We start from the raw sequence: 19,278 nt of genomic DNA, 5'->3' as shown, positions 1-19,278 counted from the left end.
CAGTACACCCAAGATAACCGGTTGATGAAGCAGGTAGAACGGCAGTGCATGGCGTCCGAGGCTTGCGAGCGCCGGGATGGGATTTTCATAGGCCCATGCTGGTGCCTCGCAGTTTGCTTTCTGAGCCGTGCGCGCGGCAAAGAAGCCTGTGAGGTACATAAATAAGAAGGGTATGAGCGGATAGTAATCACCGGAGACAAAGTCTGGACTTGGGAACCCCAGCCAAGCTAGATAGGGGATAGGGTAGACCGCTTTAGGAATGCTCCAGGTACAGGCAAAGAGTATGAGGCAAATCGTTATACCCCAAACTGCCGGCATTCTATCGAGAACCGGGCGCGCGAGTGCAACAATGGCGGTGCACGCCGCCATGCAGAAAATGATGCCGAAGTTCACCGAGTCATCGACTGAGACGAGCGTCGTTGCGACCCATACGACCAAAGCGGCTACGGCATATTTGGCGGCACGCTTGATGTTGTTGCGCGAGAGGGTGCACATCCAGCCGGCAATAAACAAAAATACCCAACTGATGCTGGCTCGCCAGATGTCTTGGAAGATGGTCTGGGTAAACCAGGGCATCTTCCAACCATATAGGTAGGCAAGGTCGTAGCAGGCATGAAATCCCGCCATCGACAGCATGGTAAACCCGCGAATGGTATCAAAGACCGTGATGCGTTTTTGCATTACGAAAACCGGCGCATCAAACCGACGACCTTGCCTAGAATCGTGGGATTTGTCGCGTAGATAGGCTCCATAGTGTCGTTTTCGGGCTGCAGGCGAACGCGTCCCTGTTCCTTATAGAATGTTTTGACTGTTGCGGAGCCATCGATCATGGCCACGACAATCTCGCCATTCATGGCGCTCTTCTGCTCGCGAACGATGATGTAGTCGCCGTTATAGATGCCGACGTTAATCATCGAATTGCCGTGGACCTCGAGGATAAAGGACCCCTGTTCTGTTGCGATCTCGGTTGGGATGGTAAAGGTGTCCTCGATATTCTGCTCGGCAAGGATGGGAATCCCTGCGGCGACACGGCCTACGAGAGGCAGCGATACGGTGCCGCGGGGCACCGTGGGCTCATCGGACTTCGAGATGGAGACGGAAGATCCGTCCTCGTCAAAGAGCTCGAGAGCGCGAGGTTTGGTGGCGTCACGCTTGAGCAGGCCGCGTGCTTCCAGCGCGGAGAGGTGCGCATGTACGGTGCTAGGGGAGGAAAGGCCCACAGCCGAAGCCATCTCGCGTACACTGGGCGGATAGCCCTTCTCCTGCTGATATTCCTTGATGAAGTCGTAAATTTGCTGCTGACGCTTGGTAATTTTGCGAGCCATCAGGGGTTCCTCTCTACCCATACCAAACAAATGTTCTATTTTTGCTTGACAGGAACAACTGTTCGAAGATAATAATAACCGAACACTCGTTCCCGCGCTAGACTTTTTTGTCCCCGCGGCTTGATAAAACAGTTCTCGTCAAAACAAACGAGAGGAGAACAGAATGAACGCAGCGGATATGGTCCAGGGAAACCTTGCTCTTAAGCTCGAGGCGCCTGCCTCGCCTGCCTTCACGGTCGTGAAGGGTGGACGCTCCCATTTTCAGGCCGTGGCCACTAAACCCGTTCGCACCCAGCGTGCGGCCGCTGCTTCGGCTCCTGTTGCCCTGAAGGCCTCGACGATTGTTGCTGTTGCTGTAGCATTCACCTTGTTCTTTGTGCTCGCCACGTCAGTCTTTTCTGCTCGTCACGCAGCATATGCCGATTCCGTAGCCAACGTTACCTACGAGACGGTTCGTGTGCAGTCCGGCGATTCTCTGTGGTCGCTTGCCCAGGAGCATCCCATCGATGGCCTTTCCACGCAGGAGACTTCCGACATGATTCGTAGCGTCAATCACCTCGATCGTGGCTCTCTTGATGCTGGTGCAGTTCTGAAAGTTCCGGCTCGTTCGTAAGATTTCCGCTCGGTCGCATGGTACCCTTGTTATCGTTTAAGAGGAGGTACCATGCGCTGTCCCAAATGCGGCAAGGCACATACCCGCGTTGTCGATTCCCGTATGCAGGAGTCGAACAACACTATCAAGCGTCGTCGCGAATGCTGTTCGTGCAATTATCGTTTTACGACGTTCGAGCGCTGCGAAGATCCCATCGAGGTTATCAAATCCGACGGGTCTAAGCAGCGGTTCGATCGCAACAAGCTGCTGGTCGGCCTGATGCGCGCCACGATTAAGCGCGATATCGATACGAAAAAGCTCAACGAGATCATCGATGATATCGAGGTGGAGCTGCGTTCGCGTACGCTGACGGCTGTAACGTCCCACGAACTGGGCGATATGGTGCTCAAGCGCCTGGCCAAGATCGACAAGGTGGCCTACATTCGCTTTGCCTCGGTCTATCGCGATTTCAAAGACGTCGACGAGTTTTTGCAAGAGCTCGACAAGCTAAGGTGATTTCATGTCCAACATTACCGTTAACATTAAGCGACTCGATCCCACGGTCGAGCTTCCCAAATACGCTCACCCCACAGATGCCGGTCTTGACCTCCGCGCCAACGAAGACTGCACCCTCAAGCCCTTTGAGCGTCGTTTGGTCTCCACTGGCTTGGCCATTGCGCTGCCCGATGGCTACGCCGGCTTTGTCCAACCCCGCAGCGGCCTAGCCATTAAGCAAGGCCTGTCTATAGTCAACACGCCCGGTCTCATCGACGCCCACTATCGAGGTGAGCTTAAGGTCATCCTCATCAACCTAGATCCCACCAACAATATCCAGATCAACAAAGGCGACCGCATCGCCCAACTCGTCATCCAAGAAGTCCCCACAGTCAATCTCGTAGAAGTAGACGAACTAGACGAAACCGATCGAGGAGCCGGCGGTTTCGGTTCTAGCGGCGTATCCTAGTCGTTTACGTACTTTCCGCTGACCGGCCCGACCCGCCTATATATCATCCCATGCTCAAACATTCTCGCTTCGCAGGGGCGCATGGATCCCGCTTTCGCCTGAGCCCCATACATATCATCCCGTGCTCAAACATTCTCGCTGCGCTGCGAAACTGCGCGCGGGACGATATGTATGGGGCTCAGGCGAAAGGGCTAAATGCTTGAGATAAATAATCTTTCTAGTTAGCCGATGCTACAAAGGAACAATCCCTTTGTAGCATCGGCTAACTATTATCAGATTATTTGGTTCCACCTTCGCAGCTTCTACTGGGGCGAACCCGCTGTAGTTGCTAGTACGTAAACGTAGCTGCTCGGCGGGAGCCGCCCATATATCGTTCCACGCGCAGTTTCGCAGCGCAGCGAGAATGTTTGAGCATGGAATGATATATGGGCGGCTCCCGCCGAGCAGCGGACATTAAGACGCTAGCGGATATGCGCTGGTTTTTCGCCCCAGTAGAAGCGGCAGAAGGCTCGTTTGCGCTTTTGGGGCTTGCCTGCAAGTTCCATGGTTGCGATGGCGATATCCTCGGCTGCGCGTGGACGGCGCAGCACTTCGCCGTTAATGAGTAGTGCCTTGAGCGATTCGGGATGATCGTGCAGGTGGCGCAGGGTTACGATGAGCTCTCGCGCCGTGGTGACATGCATGCTGGCGCCCATGCCGGTGAGCATGGTGGTGTTGGCCTTTTCCTGGCCATATGACTTGCCCAGCAGAATCATAGGCAGGTGTGCGCACAGGCATTCGGTAACAGTGAGTCCGCCAGATTTGAGGATTGCCAGGTCACAGCCGTGCATAAGCGCTGCCATGTCATCGACGTAGTCAAGAACCGTGACGTTCTCGAGTTTCATGGCATCGAAAAGCGTTTTGAGACGGGTGGCATATTCGGCATCCTTGCCCGGCAAAAAGACAAAGTGCATGTCCTCGAAGCTGCGCAGGAAGGGGAGGGTGCGGTCCATCTCCGCGCGAAAGCGAACGTACGGTTGAGGCAAACTGGCGCCGGCCATCACCAGCACAACGAGCTTGTCTGTGGGGAGATTGAACTTCTCGAGTTTTTCCTCGCGGTTGTAGTCCGTATCAAACCCGGCGCGAATGGGGATGCCCGTAATGCGGATCTTTGCCTCGGGAACCTTACGGGGTCGGAGTGTTTCGGCCATAAACTCGTTTGCTACGCAGAATAGGTCGGTGTCCTTATGGGGCCACCAACCCTCGACCTCGTAATCGGTCGGTACGCAAATGACGGGATAGTCGATGCCCGTAATGACGCGCGCGCCGACGGCGACGTTGGCTGCCGTGATATGTGTGGCTACCACGGCAATGGGCCTGCGAGTTCGAACGTATTCGTTAAATGCGGGGAACATGATGCGCGACCATGCCGTGCCACCGCCCCAAAGCAGGTGTCCGGTAAGGGTATAACGCCAGGTCAAGTCATAGATTGGGCGCGTGGCGCCGGTAAACGAGGCGGCCGTTTTGTTGCCGTCGAATTTTATGCGTCCAAAATCAAGGATATCGAGCACTTCAATCTCAACATCCTCTGGGATGCCATTGGTGCCGCGGATGAGGTCGAATGCCTGCGCAATCGCATTTGCGGCGGCCTTGTGGCCCGAGCCGACCGAGGCGTGCACGATAGTCACGAGAGGTTTTTGCTGAGCCAAGAGCGTGGTTTGTTCCGATTGGGGAGTGCTGTGCGTGAGCAGGGGAGCGTCGTCGCTCGTCTGCGTCTGATCCATCGATATCTCCCCTTCATCTTTGTTTCACAGAGAATCATTGTAGTGCATGAGTGTCACGTTCGCATAAATTTGGGTATGAGCGCAAAGAACGCCAATCTTTCGACAGGAGGTCTCTTCATGACTACTCATCAGCCGATCGATGTTGCGATTATCGGCGGCGGGCCTGCGGGCTATGCTGCAGCCATTTACGCGGCGCGCGCCAACCTAACGACGACCGTGATTGAGCAAGGTATGTCGGGAGGACAGATCGCCACAACCAATGAGGTCGAGAACTATCCGGGCATTCCGCTCTTGAGTGGCGCCGAACTCGGCGAGCGGTTTCAGCAACATGCAGAGGGCCTGGGAGCACAGGTTACATGGAGCATGGTTACGGGTATCGATTACGATGCGGATGCGGCGCTGTTTACGGTGCATCACGATATGGGCGATACGCTGGCCTCGAGCGTTATCGCTTGCATGGGTGCCACGCCGCGATCTGCTGGTTTTGTTGGCGAGGATACGTATCGCGGTCGTGGCGTTTCTTATTGCGCGACGTGCGATGGCATGTTCTTTCGCGGTAAACAGGTCTTTGTCATCGGTGGCGGTAATGCTGCCTGCGAGGAAGCCCTGTTCTTGTCAGAAATCGCCAGCAGCGTGACCATCGTCTTGCGCCGCGATCAGTTCCGTGCCCCCGATGGCGTGGTTCAAAAGGTGCTCGCAAAAGATAATATTTCAGTTAGGTACCAAACTAGTATTGTTGAGCTTTCTGGTGAGGCGATGCCCACGACAATCACGTTTAAGGACAATGCGACTAGTGAAATGCACGCTGAGTCCTTTGATCCTGGTTCGTTTGGCATTTTTGTCTATGCTGGCACGCAGCCCCATACCGAGTTTGTAGAGCATCTGGTAGATCTGGCGCCCGACGGCGGTATTGTGACCGCCGAATCGATGGCCACCCGCACGCCTGGCTTATTTGCTGCCGGCGATATCCGTTCCAAGCGTTTACGTCAAGTTGTGACCGCCGTTTCGGACGGAGCCATAGCGGCTACCAGCGCATACGCTTTTCTACGCGGATAAGTACGATAATATATATTATGTAAGGTTGTTTTTTTACTTAAACGTCCAGCAGTAACGAGCTTGAGGCAACGTTGCTGCTGGACGTTTTGTTGTGCAAAAACAAGCCAGTTATCCTGCGGCCGGACTCGAGCCAAAGCCGACGATCATACCGTTCATTGTGGTATGTAAAACTAGATAATCTAGAATACAATATTGAAAACGAACGGAGGCACCATATGAATCACGTTAAACATGTCATTCCTATGTCCGATACGTCGGTTAGCATTAGCCCAGAGGATATTCAGCCAACGGTGCTACCTGATGCATTTATCCAGTCTGATATAGTCCGCAAACTCAATACGCTCAGCCTGCCGCGCTATAACCAGTTGCCGAATGTAACGCTCTACCGTGACCAGGTCATTGAGTACATCGAGCTGTGGATGGAGCCGCTTTCGATTTGTGTGGAACAGCCCGTCATTACGCCATCGATGATCAATAACTACGTAAAGGTCGGCCTCGTTCCCGCTCCGGTTAAAAAGCAATATGGTCGCGAGCAGATTGCGCGTCTCATCTCCATTTGTATCTTTAAGCAGGTGCTGCCCATCGCTGCGGTTCAGGCACTCTTTAACATTCAGCGCCTGAGCTATGATGCACCGACCGCCTTTGATTATGTGATTGATCAGCTCGAGGCATCGATTCGTGCGGCTTTTTCCATTGAGCAGGTTCCTGTTCCCGATACGGCTCATCAGGTCACTCGCGAGTCGCTGCTCGTTCGCAGTGCAGTATCGTCTTTTGTATCGAAGGCGTATCTAATGAGCTACCTAAAGTTCAATGGGTTTAATAGCTAACCGACGTATAAGAAGGGCGGGGCAAAGAGTCATCAGACACTTTGCCCCGCCCGTGTTTTTGTTTAGTTGGACGCTATTGGCCTGAAGCCACGCCCATGCCGTAGCCGATAATGAGCCCGTGCATCTCGGCATAGTATGAATCCAGTCCGTTGCAGGGCATGATGATGGTCTTGGAACCGGGCCAATGCTCCACAATGCGGCTGGCAAGTGCCTGGGCGCCCGCCTCATTTTCGACATGGTCGATTACGACCTCGCCGCCGGTAAAGCCCTCGGCCTCCATGGTGTCGACAATCTTGCCAAGCATCTTCTTTTCGCCACGGGTGTGACCGACGAGCTTAATCTCCCCCTCCTCGCTTGCCGTGCCTAAAACTCGAATGTTGAGTTTATTGGCGATAACTCCAGCTGCCTTGGGAATACGTCCGGCCTTGGCGAGATTTTCGTAATTGCACAGGCTAAAGAGGATCTTGCTGTTTAGTTCCAGCTCATCAAAATAGCTGCAGGCTTCCTCAAAAGGGACGTTGGGGTTGCTTGCGAGATAGCGGTCGAACAGCAGGAAGATCAGGTCCATTTTGCCGCCGGCTCCGCGTGAATTGACCAAATGAATCTGACGGTTCGGATCCTCGGCAAGAACCAAATCGCGTGCCGTGGCGGCGGCATTGTAGCTTCCCGAGACGCCCTCGGAGATGGGCATGCAAATTGTCTTGTCGGCAAGCCTAAAGAGTTCGGTCCACTCGCCTACGCTCGGGCAGGCGCTCGAAGAAGCGCTCGACTCAGCCTGCACGGCGCAATTGAGCTCGTGAACGTTGAGCGTGAGGTCATCGACGAACTCGCGCTCCCCCACTCGAATTTTAAGGGGTGCATATGCAAAGGTGGTATGGGGCGCGGTCGGTTGCCAATCGCGGAGGTTGCAGCTCGAATCGGAGATAAGTGCCCAGCTCATAGAGGGTCCTTTCTAGATGCTTCTCATTTATTATAGCCATCTTGCTTACCTTTGAAACGTGCATCTAGTATTGAAAACTAGCTCATTGGGATCATGTATGGAGCACGGTCACAAATAAATGAACCTCGCAGCCCAAAGGCCACGAGGTTCACATTCGTTTGCTATGCAGAGTGACTTAGTAGCGCACGAAAATGTAGTTGTTGTTCATGCCGGCTGCGACGGAGCTGATGATGACGCCCGTCTTGTAGTCGGAAGCATGGATCATCTGACCATTACCGATATAGATGCCAGTATGGTAGGAGTTAACCACGACATCGCCGGGTTGCGGGTCGGACACGCGGGTCCAACCCATGAAAGTGCCGGTGGTGCCCAGACGGCAGTAGCGGCCCGTGAGACAGTAGCTTACAAAACCGGAGCAGTCAAAGCTGTCCGGTCCAATGCCGCCCCAGGAATAAGCGCAACCAAGCTTGCTGTAGGCGCGCGAAACAACGGAGCCGCCGTCAACAGACTGGCTCGGTGCGGAAGGCGTCGGAGCCGGAGCGGGCGTCGAGGGCTGCGGCGTAGGAGCAGGAGCGGGCGCAGGCGTGTTGCCGCCGTTGTTGGTTGTGCCGCCGCCATTGTTGGTGTTCTCGGTCGTACCGGCGGTGTCGTTGCTTACCGTGGCCTTTTCGGCTGTGCTGGCATTTATGCCGGCCTGCAGCGCCGCATTGGCCTCGGCCTCGGCGGCAAGCTCGGCCTGCAGTTGCGAGTCCAGGGAACTGACGAGGCTCTGAGCCTCGGCCTGCTGGGCGTTGAGCTCGTCGACTTTCTTCTGCGTCGCGGCGACGTTCTTCTCCTGCTCGGCCTGCTTATCAGTGAGCTGCTGCTTAAGGTCCTTGACATCCTGAATGGTCTGGGCCTGCTTGTCGGAAACCTTGCCGTAATAGAACAGACGGTTGAGCATGTCGCCCAGATCGTCGACGCCCGTCAGAACCTGAAGGAGACTCAGACCGCCGGTCTTGTACTCACCGGCAACGTAGCTCGAAAGCTTTGCCTGACCCTCGGCAATCTCTTGCTGCTTTTGCGTGATCTCGCCTGCAGTCTGATCAAGCTCCTGCGTCTGTGCGGAGAGTTCTTCATGAATTTGCTGAGTTTGGGAGCCAATCTGCTCGAGCTTGGTACGGGCAGCAGCAAGCTCGGATGCGGTATCGGCGTAAGCCGGAGCCACGAGGCCCAGGCCCAAAACACAAGCGAGGGTTGCCGTAGCAGCGCAGCGTGCCATGTTTCTGTGCGTGTTTGCTGTGCGCATGTAGCTTCCTTTCCGGTATCTAAGGGTAGCGGCTAGTCCACCGTTACCAGGCTAAAGAGCTCAACGTCCTCGTTAGAAGGCGTGAGCTTCTTGCGCGGGTTGAGAAACGCAAGCTCAAGGATACAACCGTAGCCCACAAGCTTTGCGCCCATATCTCGCACCAGTTTACCTGTTGCCTCGACGGTTCCGCCCGTCGCGACCAAGTCGTCCAGAATCAACACGGTATCTTTAGAGCTGATAGCATCGGCGTGGATCTCGATAGAATCCGTTCCATACTCGAGCTCATAGCTCTCGCTCACCGTCTTGCGCGGCAGTTTACCCGGCTTACGTGCGGGAACAAAGCCAGCGCCCAGGGCGACGGCCACGGGGACGCCCACCATAAAGCCACGAGCCTCGGGGCCGACGACCTTGGTAATGCCCATGCCAGCAAAATGCTCGGCGAGCGCATCGACCATGGCCTTCAGAGCCTCGGGATTGCCAAAGAGCGGCGTAATGTCCTTAAACACGACTCCGGGCTCGGGATAGTCGGGGATGTCGACGATATGAGATTCGAAGTCGTACACTTTGTGACCTTTCATGGATTGCCGGATGGACGGCGATTATTTACTCGTGTTAGCAGACGAGCTATGCGAGGGGACGACGACCTTGGACGGCTGCACGAGCGACTCGTCGTGCGCGGCAACCGCGGGGACGCTTGCCCCATCGCTTTTAGCCTTGGTGGATTCGGAACGCGCGATCTCCTCATCGAGAGCATCGATGTCAGCGTCCTCGACCACGGCGTTGAGCGACTCAAAGACACGGTTCTTAAGGAGCGCGGTGTGCACACCCTCGGTGAGGTCGTGCAGCTTCTTGAAAGCGCGCTCGAGCTTGGCGTCGCGCTCGTCATCGGAGGTATCCATGCCGAGCATGCTCACGAGAACCTGCTCAAACATCGAAGACTCGCGGTTTGCCGACGATACGTACTGACGCAGGTTGCGCGGCTCAATGTGGAAGCGCGACAGCTCCGAGCAGTAACGGATAATCGGGAAATCTCGGCCATCGACGAGCTCACGATTCTGCGGACTCTTGATGATGCGAATGAGGTCGTTCTCGGCGAGCGAGCGGATAAACGAAATCTCGACGCCCAGCATATCGGGAATGGTCTCAATGGGATGCAGCTTTTGCTTAGTCTCCTTGGGCTCCGTCTTGAGCGGAACATCGGACAGCAAGCCCACCTCGTAAGCGAGCGTTGACAGGTCCGTGGCGTTTTCCAAGCGCTGCTTAATCACGTTGAGCGGCATGTAGCGGGTCTTCTGCAAATGCAGGATGACCTCCAGGCGATCAACGTCCTCCTTAGAGTACTGACGGTATCCCTTAGGCGTACGATGAGGGGTAATGAGCCCCTCATCTTCTAGAAATCTAATTTTTGAGTTCGAAAGATCGGGGTATGCGCCTCGAAGTAGGTTGACGACTTGGCCGATACTCAGATAGTTGCGTTCGGCCATGCCCTACTCACCGGTTTCGATGCGCTCCGGCGTGCTCTCGTGGTAGATGAGCGTAAACGTACCGATCTGGACGGAAGAACCGTCGTGCAGCGGGGCTGCATTGACGATGGCACCGTCGACCCAGGTGCCATTGAGCGAGCCCAGATCCTCGATGCGAGCGCCGAGGCCCTCGCGGATAATGCGCGCGTGGCTGCGCGATACGGTCATGTCATTGAGGAAGATGCCGTTCGCAGGATCGCGGCCGATGGTGGTCACGTCGTCCTCGAGCTCAAAGGCGGCACCAGTCTGCGGACCCTTGACGATGGACAGAACGGGGGCGGTGATGCGCACGTTGGCCATGAGGTCGGGAACGGTGACGTCGCTTGAAGGCACGCGGAATACGCAGGTAGCGTCAGCAGTCTTATCATTCTGAGGCATATTGTTAACCATGTTGTCCATGACAACCCCTAACTTATCGCGGACGTGCCGCAAATAATGAACCGTACGTAATCATACCCCAACGAATCAGTCTTCGATTTCGGGGTTCAGAAAGTCGATGTCCTCGTCCTCGGGATGCGCGAGAGCCTGTTTAATGGCCGCTCCGCCCTTAATGGAGTAGATGACAGCGGTGAGCATGGAGAAGATCACACCGCCATACACAAAGAAGATGCCGAGGGGCACCGAGCTTCCGTTGAGGCCCGGGAAGGCCGTAAGGGTTGAAGGTAAAAGATGCAGGCCGTCAATAACGGGGAACCCGAGCAGCATGAGCGAGAAGCCGGTCATGAGCAGTGCAGTGGCAATCTTTCCGGGAAAGACGACATCGATGGGGCGACGGTGATAATGACGAACGATAAGCGTGCCGATGCCCAGATAGATGTCGCGGCCAATAATGAGCACGCAGACCCAGATGGGCAGCTCTCCGCGGACCACCAGCCCAAGTACGCCGGTGAACAGCAGCGCACGGTCGCAGATGGGGTCCATGACCTTGCCGAGCCACGAGACCGTCTTGGTCATGCGGGCGATCTGACCGTCCATCCAGTCGGTAGAGGCGGCAACGGCGTAGATAACGATGGCGATGACGCGGTTGTTATCCGTCACAAACAGGTACAGAAATACCAGGGTGAGGATCAGTCGCGTAAAGGTGATGAAATTGGAGATCGTAAAGATCTTATTCGACGGGTAATCGGAAGTGCCGATAAGCTCCTTTTTGATCTTCTTTTTGATCTTCTTTTTGATGCCCACAGGACTCCCCCGCTGGTTAACGACAAAACTTTCGCTACTATACCCGTTCCGGCGATGTCTATCCAGCGTAAGCATAGAGAGTCCAGACATGAGGAAGGCGCTTTTGGGCGGCGGTGGATTTCACATTCGTGTACATCAGCCTCCAAACATGCCGAAAAATGTCGGTTTTGGAGGGTGATGTACACGTTTTGATTCGGTGATTACATCGATCGGGAAAGTTGTTGCCTTAAGCAAATTAATCATGATGTACGGGTCGAGAAGGGTTGGCGCCAAAAGAACCCAACGGCCGTTATGGCTTCGTTAGAAACGCGCCCCACCATGGATGGTGAACCCGAAAGGTAAGGCGCGCGGGCACGGTGACTCGGCCCGCGCTCCCGGAAGAGAAAGGATAAACCCATGGGTTACATGCTCGAGACGCGTGGGCTCACCAAGCGCTTCGGCCGCGGCGACCAGGCGCAGGACGCCGTGGCCGACGTGAGCCTTCATATCCGCGAGGGCGAGGTGTACGGGCTGTTCGGTCCCAACGGCGCCGGCAAGTCGACAACGCTCAAGATGATCTGCGGGATGCTGCGGCCGACGGCCGGGGAGATCCTCTTTGCCGGGCACGCCTGGCGCCGCGAGGACCTCTACGCAATCGGCAGCCTCATCGAGGAGGCGCCGCTCTACCCCAACCTCACCGCGCGCGAGAACCTGCGCGTGCGCACCACGCTGCTGGGCCTTCCCGAGAGCCGCATAGATGAGGTGCTCGCCGCCGTGGACCTCGCGGACACCGGGAAGAAGCGCGCCGGGCGCTTCTCGATGGGGATGCGGCAGCGCCTGGGGCTCGCGCTGGCGCTGATCGCCCGGCCACGCCTGCTCGTGCTCGACGAGCCCACCAACGGGCTCGACCCCATCGGCATCGAGGAGCTGCGCGACCAGATCCGCGGCTTCGCGGCGGCGGGTACGACGGTGATCGTCTCGAGCCACATCCTCTCCGAGGTGCAGCAGATGGCGGACACCATCGGCATCATCTGCGGGGGGCGCCTCGCCTACGAGGATGCGCTTCGGCCCGGGCAGGACCTCGAGGAACTCTTCATGAGCTTCTGTCGGGAAGGGCGACGAGCGCGCGGGGAGGTGGCGGCATGACGGGTGAGAAAGGCGGCCTGCTCGCGGCCCTGCGCGCCGAGGCCCTGAAGTCGCGCCACGCGGCACCGGTTCGCCTGGCCGTGCTCATGGCGCTGCCGATGCCGCTGCTCGGCGCGATGCCCTACCGGGGCGTGCAGATCTTCAGCGCGTGGAACTACTGGTACGCGCTCTTCCTGCCCGTGTGTCTCTCGCTCGTGGTGGCGTGCGTCGCGCGGGCGGACGCTCGCACGCGGATGCGGGGGCTTCTGGGCCTGGGCTTCCCGCTCGGGCGCGCCTGGTGGGCCAAGGCGCTCTGGTGCCTCGCGCTCTGCACGCTCTCGAACCTCGTGGTCTTCGGCATCTACCTCGCGGGATCGGCGTTCTCCTCGCAGGGCCTCACGGCCGCGGGCACGCTCACGATGCTCCTCTGCGCGCTCGTCAACACGGTGACCGCGGCGTGGATGATCCCCGCAGGGCTCTTCCTCACGGCGCGGCTCGGCATGCTCGCGGGCATCTTCTGCCCGCTCGCCGCGCAGCTCGTGGGTGGGTTCGCCTGGTCGCTGATGCCGCTGCCGCAGCTCTTTCCGCCGTCGGCGAGCATGGTCATCCCCACGCGCTTCATTCCCGTGCTGCCGAGCGGCGAGCCGCTCGCGGCGGACATGGCGCTCGGCGGGGCGCTCACGGCGGACGGCATGCTCACGATGGCGGGCCTTGCGGTCTGCGCGCTCGCGTTCGCTGCGCTCACGGCGGCGGGCGCGGCCTGGTTCGCGCGCTCCGAGGAGCGGTGATGGCCATGACACGACTCTCCGACCCGACGCCGCGCATGACTCTCCCGCGGGCCCTGCTCTCCGAGGCCCTGCGCCTGGCGCGCTCCCCGCTCTCGGCGGTGCACCTCGCCTGCGGCCTGGCAGCCGGTCTTGCCTGCGGCGAGTACTTCTCCGTAACCCGATGGGACCCGGCGCTGGGCGCGGACGCCTATGCCCAGTTCCTCGGCGCCCTCATGCCGCTCATGTCCGCCATCGTCTGCGGGCTCGCCGTGGACGAGGAGCGCGCTGCCGGGCGCCTCGCCAACCTCACGGCGGTCCCCTCGCGCGGGCGCGCCGTCGCGGCGAAGCTGCTCGCCCTTGCGGCGCTCGGCGCGGGCGCGCTGGCCGTGGCGCTCGGCGTTTTCGGGGCCGTGCTCGCCGTCGCCGGGCGCCTGCCGCTCGGGCCCGCTCCGCTTGCGGCCGCCTGGGCGGGCATCGTGCTGGGCAGCCTGCCCCTCTACGCGCTGGGGCTCGGCGTGGCCCTGCGCCTCGGCCGCAACGCCACCATCGGCGCCGGCGCGGCGGGGATGCTCCTCGCGTTCTTCTCAGTGGGCGGACTTGCGCACGGTCTCATGACCGGCGAGCTCACCGGTGCCCTGGCGACGCCCCTGAGCTGGGTGCCGCTCGCCTGGCCCGCGCGCCTGGGGTCGCTCGGGGTGGAGGCCTTCATCGACGCCGCACGCGCGGCGGGCCCACTCCTCACGACTGCGCTCGCTGGCCTCGTGCTCACCCTGGCAGCCGACGCCGTCCTTCTCGCCTGGTTCTGTCGCTTCGAGGACGGGAGGGCAGATGCGTAGGAGGCCGCTCGCCGCCATGCTCGCCCTCCTCTCCGCAGCGCTCGTCCTGGGCGGGAATGCCCTGCTCGACGCGGCGGACGACAGGGGCAATGTCCGAGAGCTCCAGCTCATCTTCTTCGGGCGGGAGTCGGACGGCGAGGGCTGGCTCGAGATCGAGGCGCGCGGCGGCTCGGGCGTGCGCTACCGCGCGTGCGACGCGGCCCAGGCACCCGCGGCTGCGCGCAGGACTCTGGACCGCTGAGCGCGGCGCTAGTACAATTCCGACGGAAGCTTCAGGAGGTCGAACATGGCGAGGATACTGGCAGTGGATGATGAACGGGCGATCCTCGACGCGCTCGCGCGCGTCCTCGGCCGCGATGGCCATGAGGTCGTCAGGGCGGCGGACCCGACGGCGGTCCCGGGGATGGACCTCTCGCGCTTCGACCTCGTGCTCTGCGACGTCATGATGCCGGGGCTCGACGGCTTCGAGCTCGTGCGGCAGATCCGTCCGGACTTCGACGGCCCCATCGTCTTTCTGACCGCGCGCGTGGCCGAGGAGGACGCCGTGGCCGCCTACGGCCTGGGCGCCGACGACTACGTCCGCAAGCCCTTCGGGGCCGCGGAGCTGCGTGCCAAGGTCGCGGCCCATCTACGCCGTGAGCGCCGGCCGCGCTCGCACGCCCTCATCTTCGGGGAGGTGCGGATCGACCTCGGGGCGCGCGGCCTCGCCGTGGGCGGCGAGGCCGTGCCGCTCACGCCCACCGAGTACGCCATCTGCGAGTACCTCGCCCGCCACCCCGGGCAGGTCATGAGCCGCGCGCAGATCCGCGAGGCGGTGCTCGGCTGGGAGAGCGACGCCGACGACGCGGCCATATCCATGCAGGTCAGCCGCGCCCGGAGGAAACTCTCCGAGGCCGGTGCCGATCCGATCGCGACCGTCTGGGGGATGGGGTACAAGTGGCAGCTCTGAGGACCGGGGCGCGAGGTCGCGGGGGCATGCCGCTCTCCTTCGTCATCGCGCGCTACTTCGCCTACGCGTTCGCGGCGGTCGCCACGGCGTGGCTCGCCTCGTTCATGGCGCTCTCCGCAGCGATCAACGCGGGCTTCGTCTACGAGGCAAGCTGGGGGCCGGCCAATGCGCGCGAGGTCGCGGAGGGCCTGGCACGCGACGGCGTCTGCGGACAGCAGGACGTGCCGACGGCGTACCGCTACCTCATCCTGAACAAGGACGGAAACGTGCTGATGACAGACCTCGAGGGCACGCGGCTCGAGGACGCGAAGGAAATGGCTCGTACGGCACTCGCCGCGGATCCGGGCACAGTGGAGATCGAGGGCGGGGGCTCGGGCCTCACCTACGCTGCGTTCCCGCTCAAGGGCGGCGGGGCCTGCGCACTCGTCAGCGAGTACCTGCCGCAGTGGGTCTCGCGCGATCTCGCCAGCCTGCTTCCCAACCCGCAGAACCTCATGCTCGTCGGCGCCGCTGTGGGAAGCGCGCTCGCGCTCGCGCTCGTGGCGCGCCGTGCGAGCCGCGTGATCTCGCGCAAGATGGCGCCGCTCGCGGAGGCGGCGGGGCGCGTCGGCGCGGGGGAGCTCGACTTCGCGGTCGGCAGCACCAACGTGCGCGAGGTGAACGACGTCCTCGCCGCGATGGACGCCATGCGGGCCTCCCTCGCCGAGTCGCTCGAGGCCCGCTGGGCCGCGGAGCGGGGGCAGCGCGAGCAGATGGCGTCGCTCGCCCACGATCTCAAGACGCCGCTCACCGTGCTGCGCGCCAACGCCGACTTCGTGGCGGAGGAGCTGGAAGACGAGAATGACAGCGACCTCTCGGCCGCCGCGCGCGACATAGCCGGCGGTGTCGAAAGGCTCGACGGCTACGTGCGCCTGCTCATCGAGGCCTCGCGCGGGTCCGGCGGGGCGGAGAGGGCCCCCATGCGGCCGGCCGAGCTCTGCGAACAGGTCCTCGCCGAGGCCGCCCAGATCGCCCGGGCGCGAGGCGTGACGCTCGACGCGGCCACGGGCCCCGCTGTCGCGGACGCGCCCGAGGCCCCGCTCGACCGAACCGCCCTGGCGCGAGCCGCCGCGAACCTCGTGGCCAACGCCGCCGAGCACGCGCGCTCGCGTGTGGCGGTCTCCTGCGACGTCGCGGGCGGACACCTCGTCATCGAGGTGGCCGATGACGGACCGGGCTTTTCTCCCGCCGCCCTCGAACGCGGCTGCGAGCGCCTCTTCACAGACGACTCGTCCCGCTCCTCGCGCGACGGAGGCCGCCACTACGGGCTCGGCCTCCACGTCGCCTCCGAGGCCGCGAGCGCCCACGGGGGCTCCGTCTCGCTCGCCAACAGCCCCTCGGGCGGCGCGGTGGTCACCATCGCGGTCCCCCTGTGAGGCCTGACGACTCAGGCCCCCACACCGGCGTGCCTCGCAATCAAACGCTTCCCGGATAATTCATGAGGCCGTACTCGTATTCGAGCCTGCCTATCTCTGCGGCAAGCGCCTCCGTCATGTAGAAGGTTTTCGTGCGGCCCGTCGACTTCGCCAGGCGGTCGTACCTGTTCGCGAGGTCCTCGGGGGTTCTCAGGGCTGCGGTGGCGGTTGCCATGATGCACCTCCCGGTTAGATGTAATACGTGTATTACTTTCTATCACATCACCCGAACCCCGCACCGGCGTACGGTCGTATCTGCTATTTTACCTTACATTTTGTCAACCGGCCCATGCTCGGCTTGTTCAGCCAGATTAAATCAACTGTTAAATCAATCCAGGCCTGTAGGGGGCGGTGGAAATCTTTCGAGGACTGGGGGCGCCGTCCCTGGGTCGGCTCCTCGATGGCCGCGGCTGAATTCCCCTGCCATCGGCTGCGTGGGTTCCGGCACGGGGCTCTGGCGCTGCTCGAACTGGGCGCAAGACTCGGCTGTTGGTCGTACCGGACGGCATACGTTTTGAGACCAGCAAGCTGATGCCGGCTCGAGGACAGCGGCCCGGTGCACCGGGCCGATCGATAGCGGTCTCAGGTTCACAGCGCAGCTTCTCAGGGCTCGCATATATAGGAAGACTTGATTGGCAATCGATTTTAATGAAGTCGGCAGCGCATGTCAGAGTTTTCAACAAATTTAACATGCCACCCTTTATATCCGCACGCGCGTAATTCAACTCATAAGGACCGGCTATCCCTTACCAGTGACACAATCTCAAACGCACAGAACAGAATCATCAGTCCAATCATCGCATAAGAGGCAGCCGAACCTTCAAGCACTATTCCACAAAGAACAATCTCCGCGCCGCCAATAAGAACTGTTATCAGGCGCTCTGCCTTTTTGCTCTCGCCGCTCGCATAAAAAGGCGGCAAAGCGCACAAGATCACATATAGCCCGGGAAGGGAATACAGGATCGATAGTCCAAGCCCCCCATCAACCGCAGTGCTTTGCGTAAGAATCAACTGAACCCAAACGGCAATTATCACTGAGCAGGTTGTCGATAAAAGAAGACTAGAAATATAGCACGCAACAAAGTCCCGTCGCATTCGAACAGAGAAATCCGCGAACTCTCTTCGCCGCGTGGAAACAATAAGGTACACAGAAATTGCAATAGAACCAATCAGGGAAAACAGCGGAACAACCAGCAATTCAAGCTTATTACCCCATCGATCAACCACACCCCCACTCCAATGAGCGGGAATTGTATCAGGGAGGACTGACCAAGCCGCCCATAGAATCAGAAATGGAAGAATAGAGAGGATGAAAGATGATAACACTGCAGTAATTTTTTTTGAGGCTCTCATCGATTCCGCATCTCCTTGCGCGCCCACATTCCACTCCGCCTTAAATCAAGTATACGTTTTGAGACCGGCAAGCTGATGCCGGCTCGAGGACAGCGGCCCGGTGCACCGGGCCGATCGATAGCAGTCTCAGGTTCACAGCGCAGTTTCTCAGGGCTCGCATATATAGGAAGACTTGATCGGCAATCGATTTTAATGAAGTCGACAGTGCATGTCAGAGCTTTCAGTAAACCGCAGGTAAATTCGTATACCAAAAATTGGTACACGGATTTACCTGCGATGTTCATGCTTGGTCAAAAGCCTATCAAGCGATATATTCATTATTTTAATGCGCGCGCCTGAGCTTTTGGCTGAAGTGGCAGTCCGACCGCCGGCAGGCGGCCACGCTATGTTCAAAGGCCACGCCTACTCCCGGTGCCCGGCTACGTCGACGACCCAGTGCTGCCCGTCGAGTTCCTGCCGCAGGGCTACATCAGGGACGTCTTATTGGGGGACGACCACATGGAACCCCGGGAGATCAAGCTGTACGGCTGATCCATCCGTCAACAACATGTCAAAGCCCCAAAACCCAACAGGATCGCGAACGAGGGGATGAATTGACCGCCCGGGTATTTGCGCCCGGGCGGTCAATTTTATCAACCATGGGTGCGATTCTGTGAGGCCATTTTTCTGTCATCCGCCGTTTGCTCCGGTCTCAACGCACCCATCGACCGTTCAGTTATCTTTGCGAACGCGACCACGTGCGCATTTGTCGAACAATCAAATGTCCGACAATGTCTGACGGAGCTGTCAGACATTCACGCACGAACAGGTGAGCTTCGCGAGCGATTGTAGGCAACTAGTAGCCCCAGCTGCGTCTTTAGCGCAGGTTCGACGTCTGACATCTTGAATGTCTGACGTTGAACGAAGCTGGTTGATAACAAGCAGGTGGAATAAACATGGAGCCCGACACCTCTCGCGCAATCGGCGCGCGGCAAGGGTCTGGCCCATCTCATATGTTGCCAACGCTAACGGTGAACCTGAGCGCCCGGGCACATTCTTTGTTGGCTGAAACCGGCATAGCAACTAGCGGAAGGCATCATCGAAGGAGTGTGCTGGAAAGCACCCGTCTCCTTAACTGTTAGAAATGCAAGTTAAAAATCTATGTGGCCAATGTGATACTGTTGAACCCGCATATCGATACCGCTCAGCCATTCGCCTCGCCCCCGTCGCACGTATCTTCATCCGGTCTGTTACTTTTAATCTAACAATTCTTTGAGGAACGTAGGTGCTTCCAAATGTACTGTCGACTTCTTCTCAAACTAATCCTAAGAGACAAGGCCGTATGGATTTGTACGCTCGTTCTCGCTGCAGCCTTC

21 protein-coding genes and 1 pseudogene are annotated in these 19,278 nt (G+C 59.2%); 11 read left to right on the top strand and 11 right to left on the bottom strand.

The features are described 5' to 3' along the window. Positions 1 to 30: 30 nt before the first annotated feature. Positions 31 to 681, bottom strand: a pseudogene (locus DXD77_RS03235) (heparan-alpha-glucosaminide N-acetyltransferase); the annotation flags it as partial. Beyond that, a complete protein-coding gene (lexA, locus tag DXD77_RS03230) occupies positions 681 to 1,325 on the bottom strand; it encodes a transcriptional repressor LexA (protein WP_147324160.1) in 645 nt (214 codons plus the stop codon). The pseudogene DXD77_RS03235 and the gene lexA, both read right to left, overlap by 1 nt. 163 nt (positions 1,326 to 1,488) lie before the next feature. On the opposite strand from lexA, the gene DXD77_RS03225 reads away from it, so the two are divergent. From DXD77_RS03225 to dut, 3 genes are read left to right on the top strand one after another with little or no spacing between them, the layout of a single operon-like run. Then, positions 1,489 to 1,938, top strand: a complete 450-nt coding sequence (locus DXD77_RS03225) for a LysM peptidoglycan-binding domain-containing protein (protein ID WP_117564803.1) — start codon at positions 1,489 to 1,491, stop codon at positions 1,936 to 1,938. Positions 1,939 to 1,989: 51 nt separating this feature from the next. Further along, positions 1,990 to 2,433 (top strand): transcriptional regulator NrdR, encoded by a 444-nt coding sequence (nrdR, locus tag DXD77_RS03220; RefSeq protein WP_055285168.1) that lies wholly within the window; start codon positions 1,990 to 1,992, stop codon positions 2,431 to 2,433. A 4-nt stretch (positions 2,434 to 2,437) separates the two neighbouring features. Continuing rightward, entirely contained in the window at positions 2,438 to 2,881 is a 444-nt protein-coding gene (dut, locus tag DXD77_RS03215) for a dUTP diphosphatase (RefSeq protein WP_117564802.1), read from the top strand. A gap of 461 nt (positions 2,882 to 3,342) precedes the next feature. Here the strand turns inward: dut and DXD77_RS03210 are convergent, their stop codons facing one another. Next, entirely contained in the window at positions 3,343 to 4,644 is a 1,302-nt protein-coding gene (locus DXD77_RS03210) for a glycosyltransferase (protein ID WP_117564801.1), read from the bottom strand. A 117-nt stretch (positions 4,645 to 4,761) separates the two neighbouring features. Here DXD77_RS03210 and DXD77_RS03205 point away from each other — a divergent pair, with 117 nt between their 5' ends. Continuing rightward, on the top strand, positions 4,762 to 5,700 hold the full coding sequence (locus DXD77_RS03205; RefSeq protein WP_117646533.1) for an NAD(P)/FAD-dependent oxidoreductase: 939 nt from the start codon (positions 4,762 to 4,764) through the stop codon (positions 5,698 to 5,700). Positions 5,701 to 5,915: 215 nt separating this feature from the next. Then, positions 5,916 to 6,527: a DUF1836 domain-containing protein gene (locus DXD77_RS03200; protein WP_199407935.1), complete on the top strand. Its 612-nt coding sequence runs from the start codon at positions 5,916 to 5,918 to the stop codon at positions 6,525 to 6,527. A 73-nt stretch (positions 6,528 to 6,600) separates the two neighbouring features. Here the strand turns inward: DXD77_RS03200 and DXD77_RS03195 are convergent, their stop codons facing one another. The 6 genes from DXD77_RS03195 to DXD77_RS03170 form a co-directional block, all read right to left on the bottom strand. After that, a complete protein-coding gene (locus DXD77_RS03195; RefSeq protein WP_117564799.1) occupies positions 6,601 to 7,467 on the bottom strand; it encodes a DegV family protein in 867 nt (288 codons plus the stop codon). 175 nt (positions 7,468 to 7,642) lie between these two features. Then, positions 7,643 to 8,728: a C40 family peptidase gene (locus DXD77_RS03190; RefSeq protein ID WP_199408994.1), complete on the bottom strand. Its 1,086-nt coding sequence runs from the start codon at positions 8,726 to 8,728 to the stop codon at positions 7,643 to 7,645. A gap of 59 nt (positions 8,729 to 8,787) precedes the next feature. Continuing rightward, entirely contained in the window at positions 8,788 to 9,333 is a 546-nt protein-coding gene (locus tag DXD77_RS03185; protein ID WP_117564797.1) for an adenine phosphoribosyltransferase, read from the bottom strand. Positions 9,334 to 9,354: 21 nt separating this feature from the next. Further along, complete coding sequence (locus DXD77_RS03180; RefSeq protein ID WP_117564796.1) at positions 9,355 to 10,239, bottom strand: MerR family transcriptional regulator; 885 nt, start codon at positions 10,237 to 10,239, stop codon at positions 9,355 to 9,357. Between the two features lie 3 nt (positions 10,240 to 10,242). Further along, positions 10,243 to 10,677, bottom strand: a complete 435-nt coding sequence (locus tag DXD77_RS03175) for an FHA domain-containing protein (protein WP_006236002.1) — start codon at positions 10,675 to 10,677, stop codon at positions 10,243 to 10,245. Positions 10,678 to 10,743: 66 nt separating this feature from the next. Then, complete coding sequence (locus tag DXD77_RS03170) at positions 10,744 to 11,535, bottom strand: CDP-alcohol phosphatidyltransferase family protein (RefSeq protein ID WP_233506725.1); 792 nt, start codon at positions 11,533 to 11,535, stop codon at positions 10,744 to 10,746. 321 nt (positions 11,536 to 11,856) lie between these two features. Here DXD77_RS03170 and DXD77_RS03165 point away from each other — a divergent pair, with 321 nt between their 5' ends. Genes DXD77_RS03165 through DXD77_RS03140 form a run of 6 tightly spaced genes read left to right on the top strand, consistent with a single transcriptional unit; the run spans position 11,857 to position 16,531 of the window. Further along, positions 11,857 to 12,585, top strand: coding sequence for a lantibiotic protection ABC transporter ATP-binding protein (locus tag DXD77_RS03165; RefSeq protein WP_117647718.1), 729 nt, complete (start codon positions 11,857 to 11,859; stop codon positions 12,583 to 12,585). Next, positions 12,582 to 13,352 (top strand): hypothetical protein, encoded by a 771-nt coding sequence (locus tag DXD77_RS03160; protein ID WP_117647716.1) that lies wholly within the window; start codon positions 12,582 to 12,584, stop codon positions 13,350 to 13,352. The genes DXD77_RS03165 and DXD77_RS03160 overlap by 4 nt, the downstream gene beginning before the upstream one ends. Next, positions 13,352 to 14,167, top strand: a complete 816-nt coding sequence (locus tag DXD77_RS03155) for a lantibiotic ABC transporter permease (RefSeq protein WP_117647714.1) — start codon at positions 13,352 to 13,354, stop codon at positions 14,165 to 14,167. Before DXD77_RS03160 ends, DXD77_RS03155 begins: the two co-directional genes overlap by 1 nt. Positions 14,168 to 14,183: 16 nt before the next feature. Next, entirely contained in the window at positions 14,184 to 14,408 is a 225-nt protein-coding gene (locus tag DXD77_RS03150; RefSeq protein WP_147325413.1) for a hypothetical protein, read from the top strand. Positions 14,409 to 14,453: 45 nt separating this feature from the next. Beyond that, positions 14,454 to 15,116 (top strand): response regulator transcription factor, encoded by a 663-nt coding sequence (locus DXD77_RS03145; RefSeq protein ID WP_117647710.1) that lies wholly within the window; start codon positions 14,454 to 14,456, stop codon positions 15,114 to 15,116. A 26-nt stretch (positions 15,117 to 15,142) separates the two neighbouring features. Beyond that, positions 15,143 to 16,531, top strand: a complete 1,389-nt coding sequence (locus DXD77_RS03140) for a sensor histidine kinase KdpD (RefSeq protein WP_117647708.1) — start codon at positions 15,143 to 15,145, stop codon at positions 16,529 to 16,531. Between the two features lie 40 nt (positions 16,532 to 16,571). On the opposite strand, the gene DXD77_RS03135 is transcribed toward DXD77_RS03140, so the two are convergent. Together DXD77_RS03135 and DXD77_RS03130 are read right to left on the bottom strand one after the other, a co-directional pair. Beyond that, complete coding sequence (locus tag DXD77_RS03135) at positions 16,572 to 16,745, bottom strand: ribbon-helix-helix domain-containing protein (protein ID WP_199408993.1); 174 nt, start codon at positions 16,743 to 16,745, stop codon at positions 16,572 to 16,574. A 551-nt stretch (positions 16,746 to 17,296) separates the two neighbouring features. After that, on the bottom strand, positions 17,297 to 17,923 hold the full coding sequence (locus DXD77_RS03130) for a DUF1648 domain-containing protein (protein ID WP_117638280.1): 627 nt from the start codon (positions 17,921 to 17,923) through the stop codon (positions 17,297 to 17,299). Between the last annotated feature and the right edge of the window lie 1,355 nt (positions 17,924 to 19,278).

Source organism: Collinsella sp. TM09-10AT (genome assembly GCF_003436275.1).
GTDB lineage: Bacteria > Actinomycetota > Coriobacteriia > Coriobacteriales > Coriobacteriaceae > Collinsella.
Note: the sequence above shows the minus strand (reverse complement) of the source record. Positions and strands in the feature narration are given on the sequence as shown.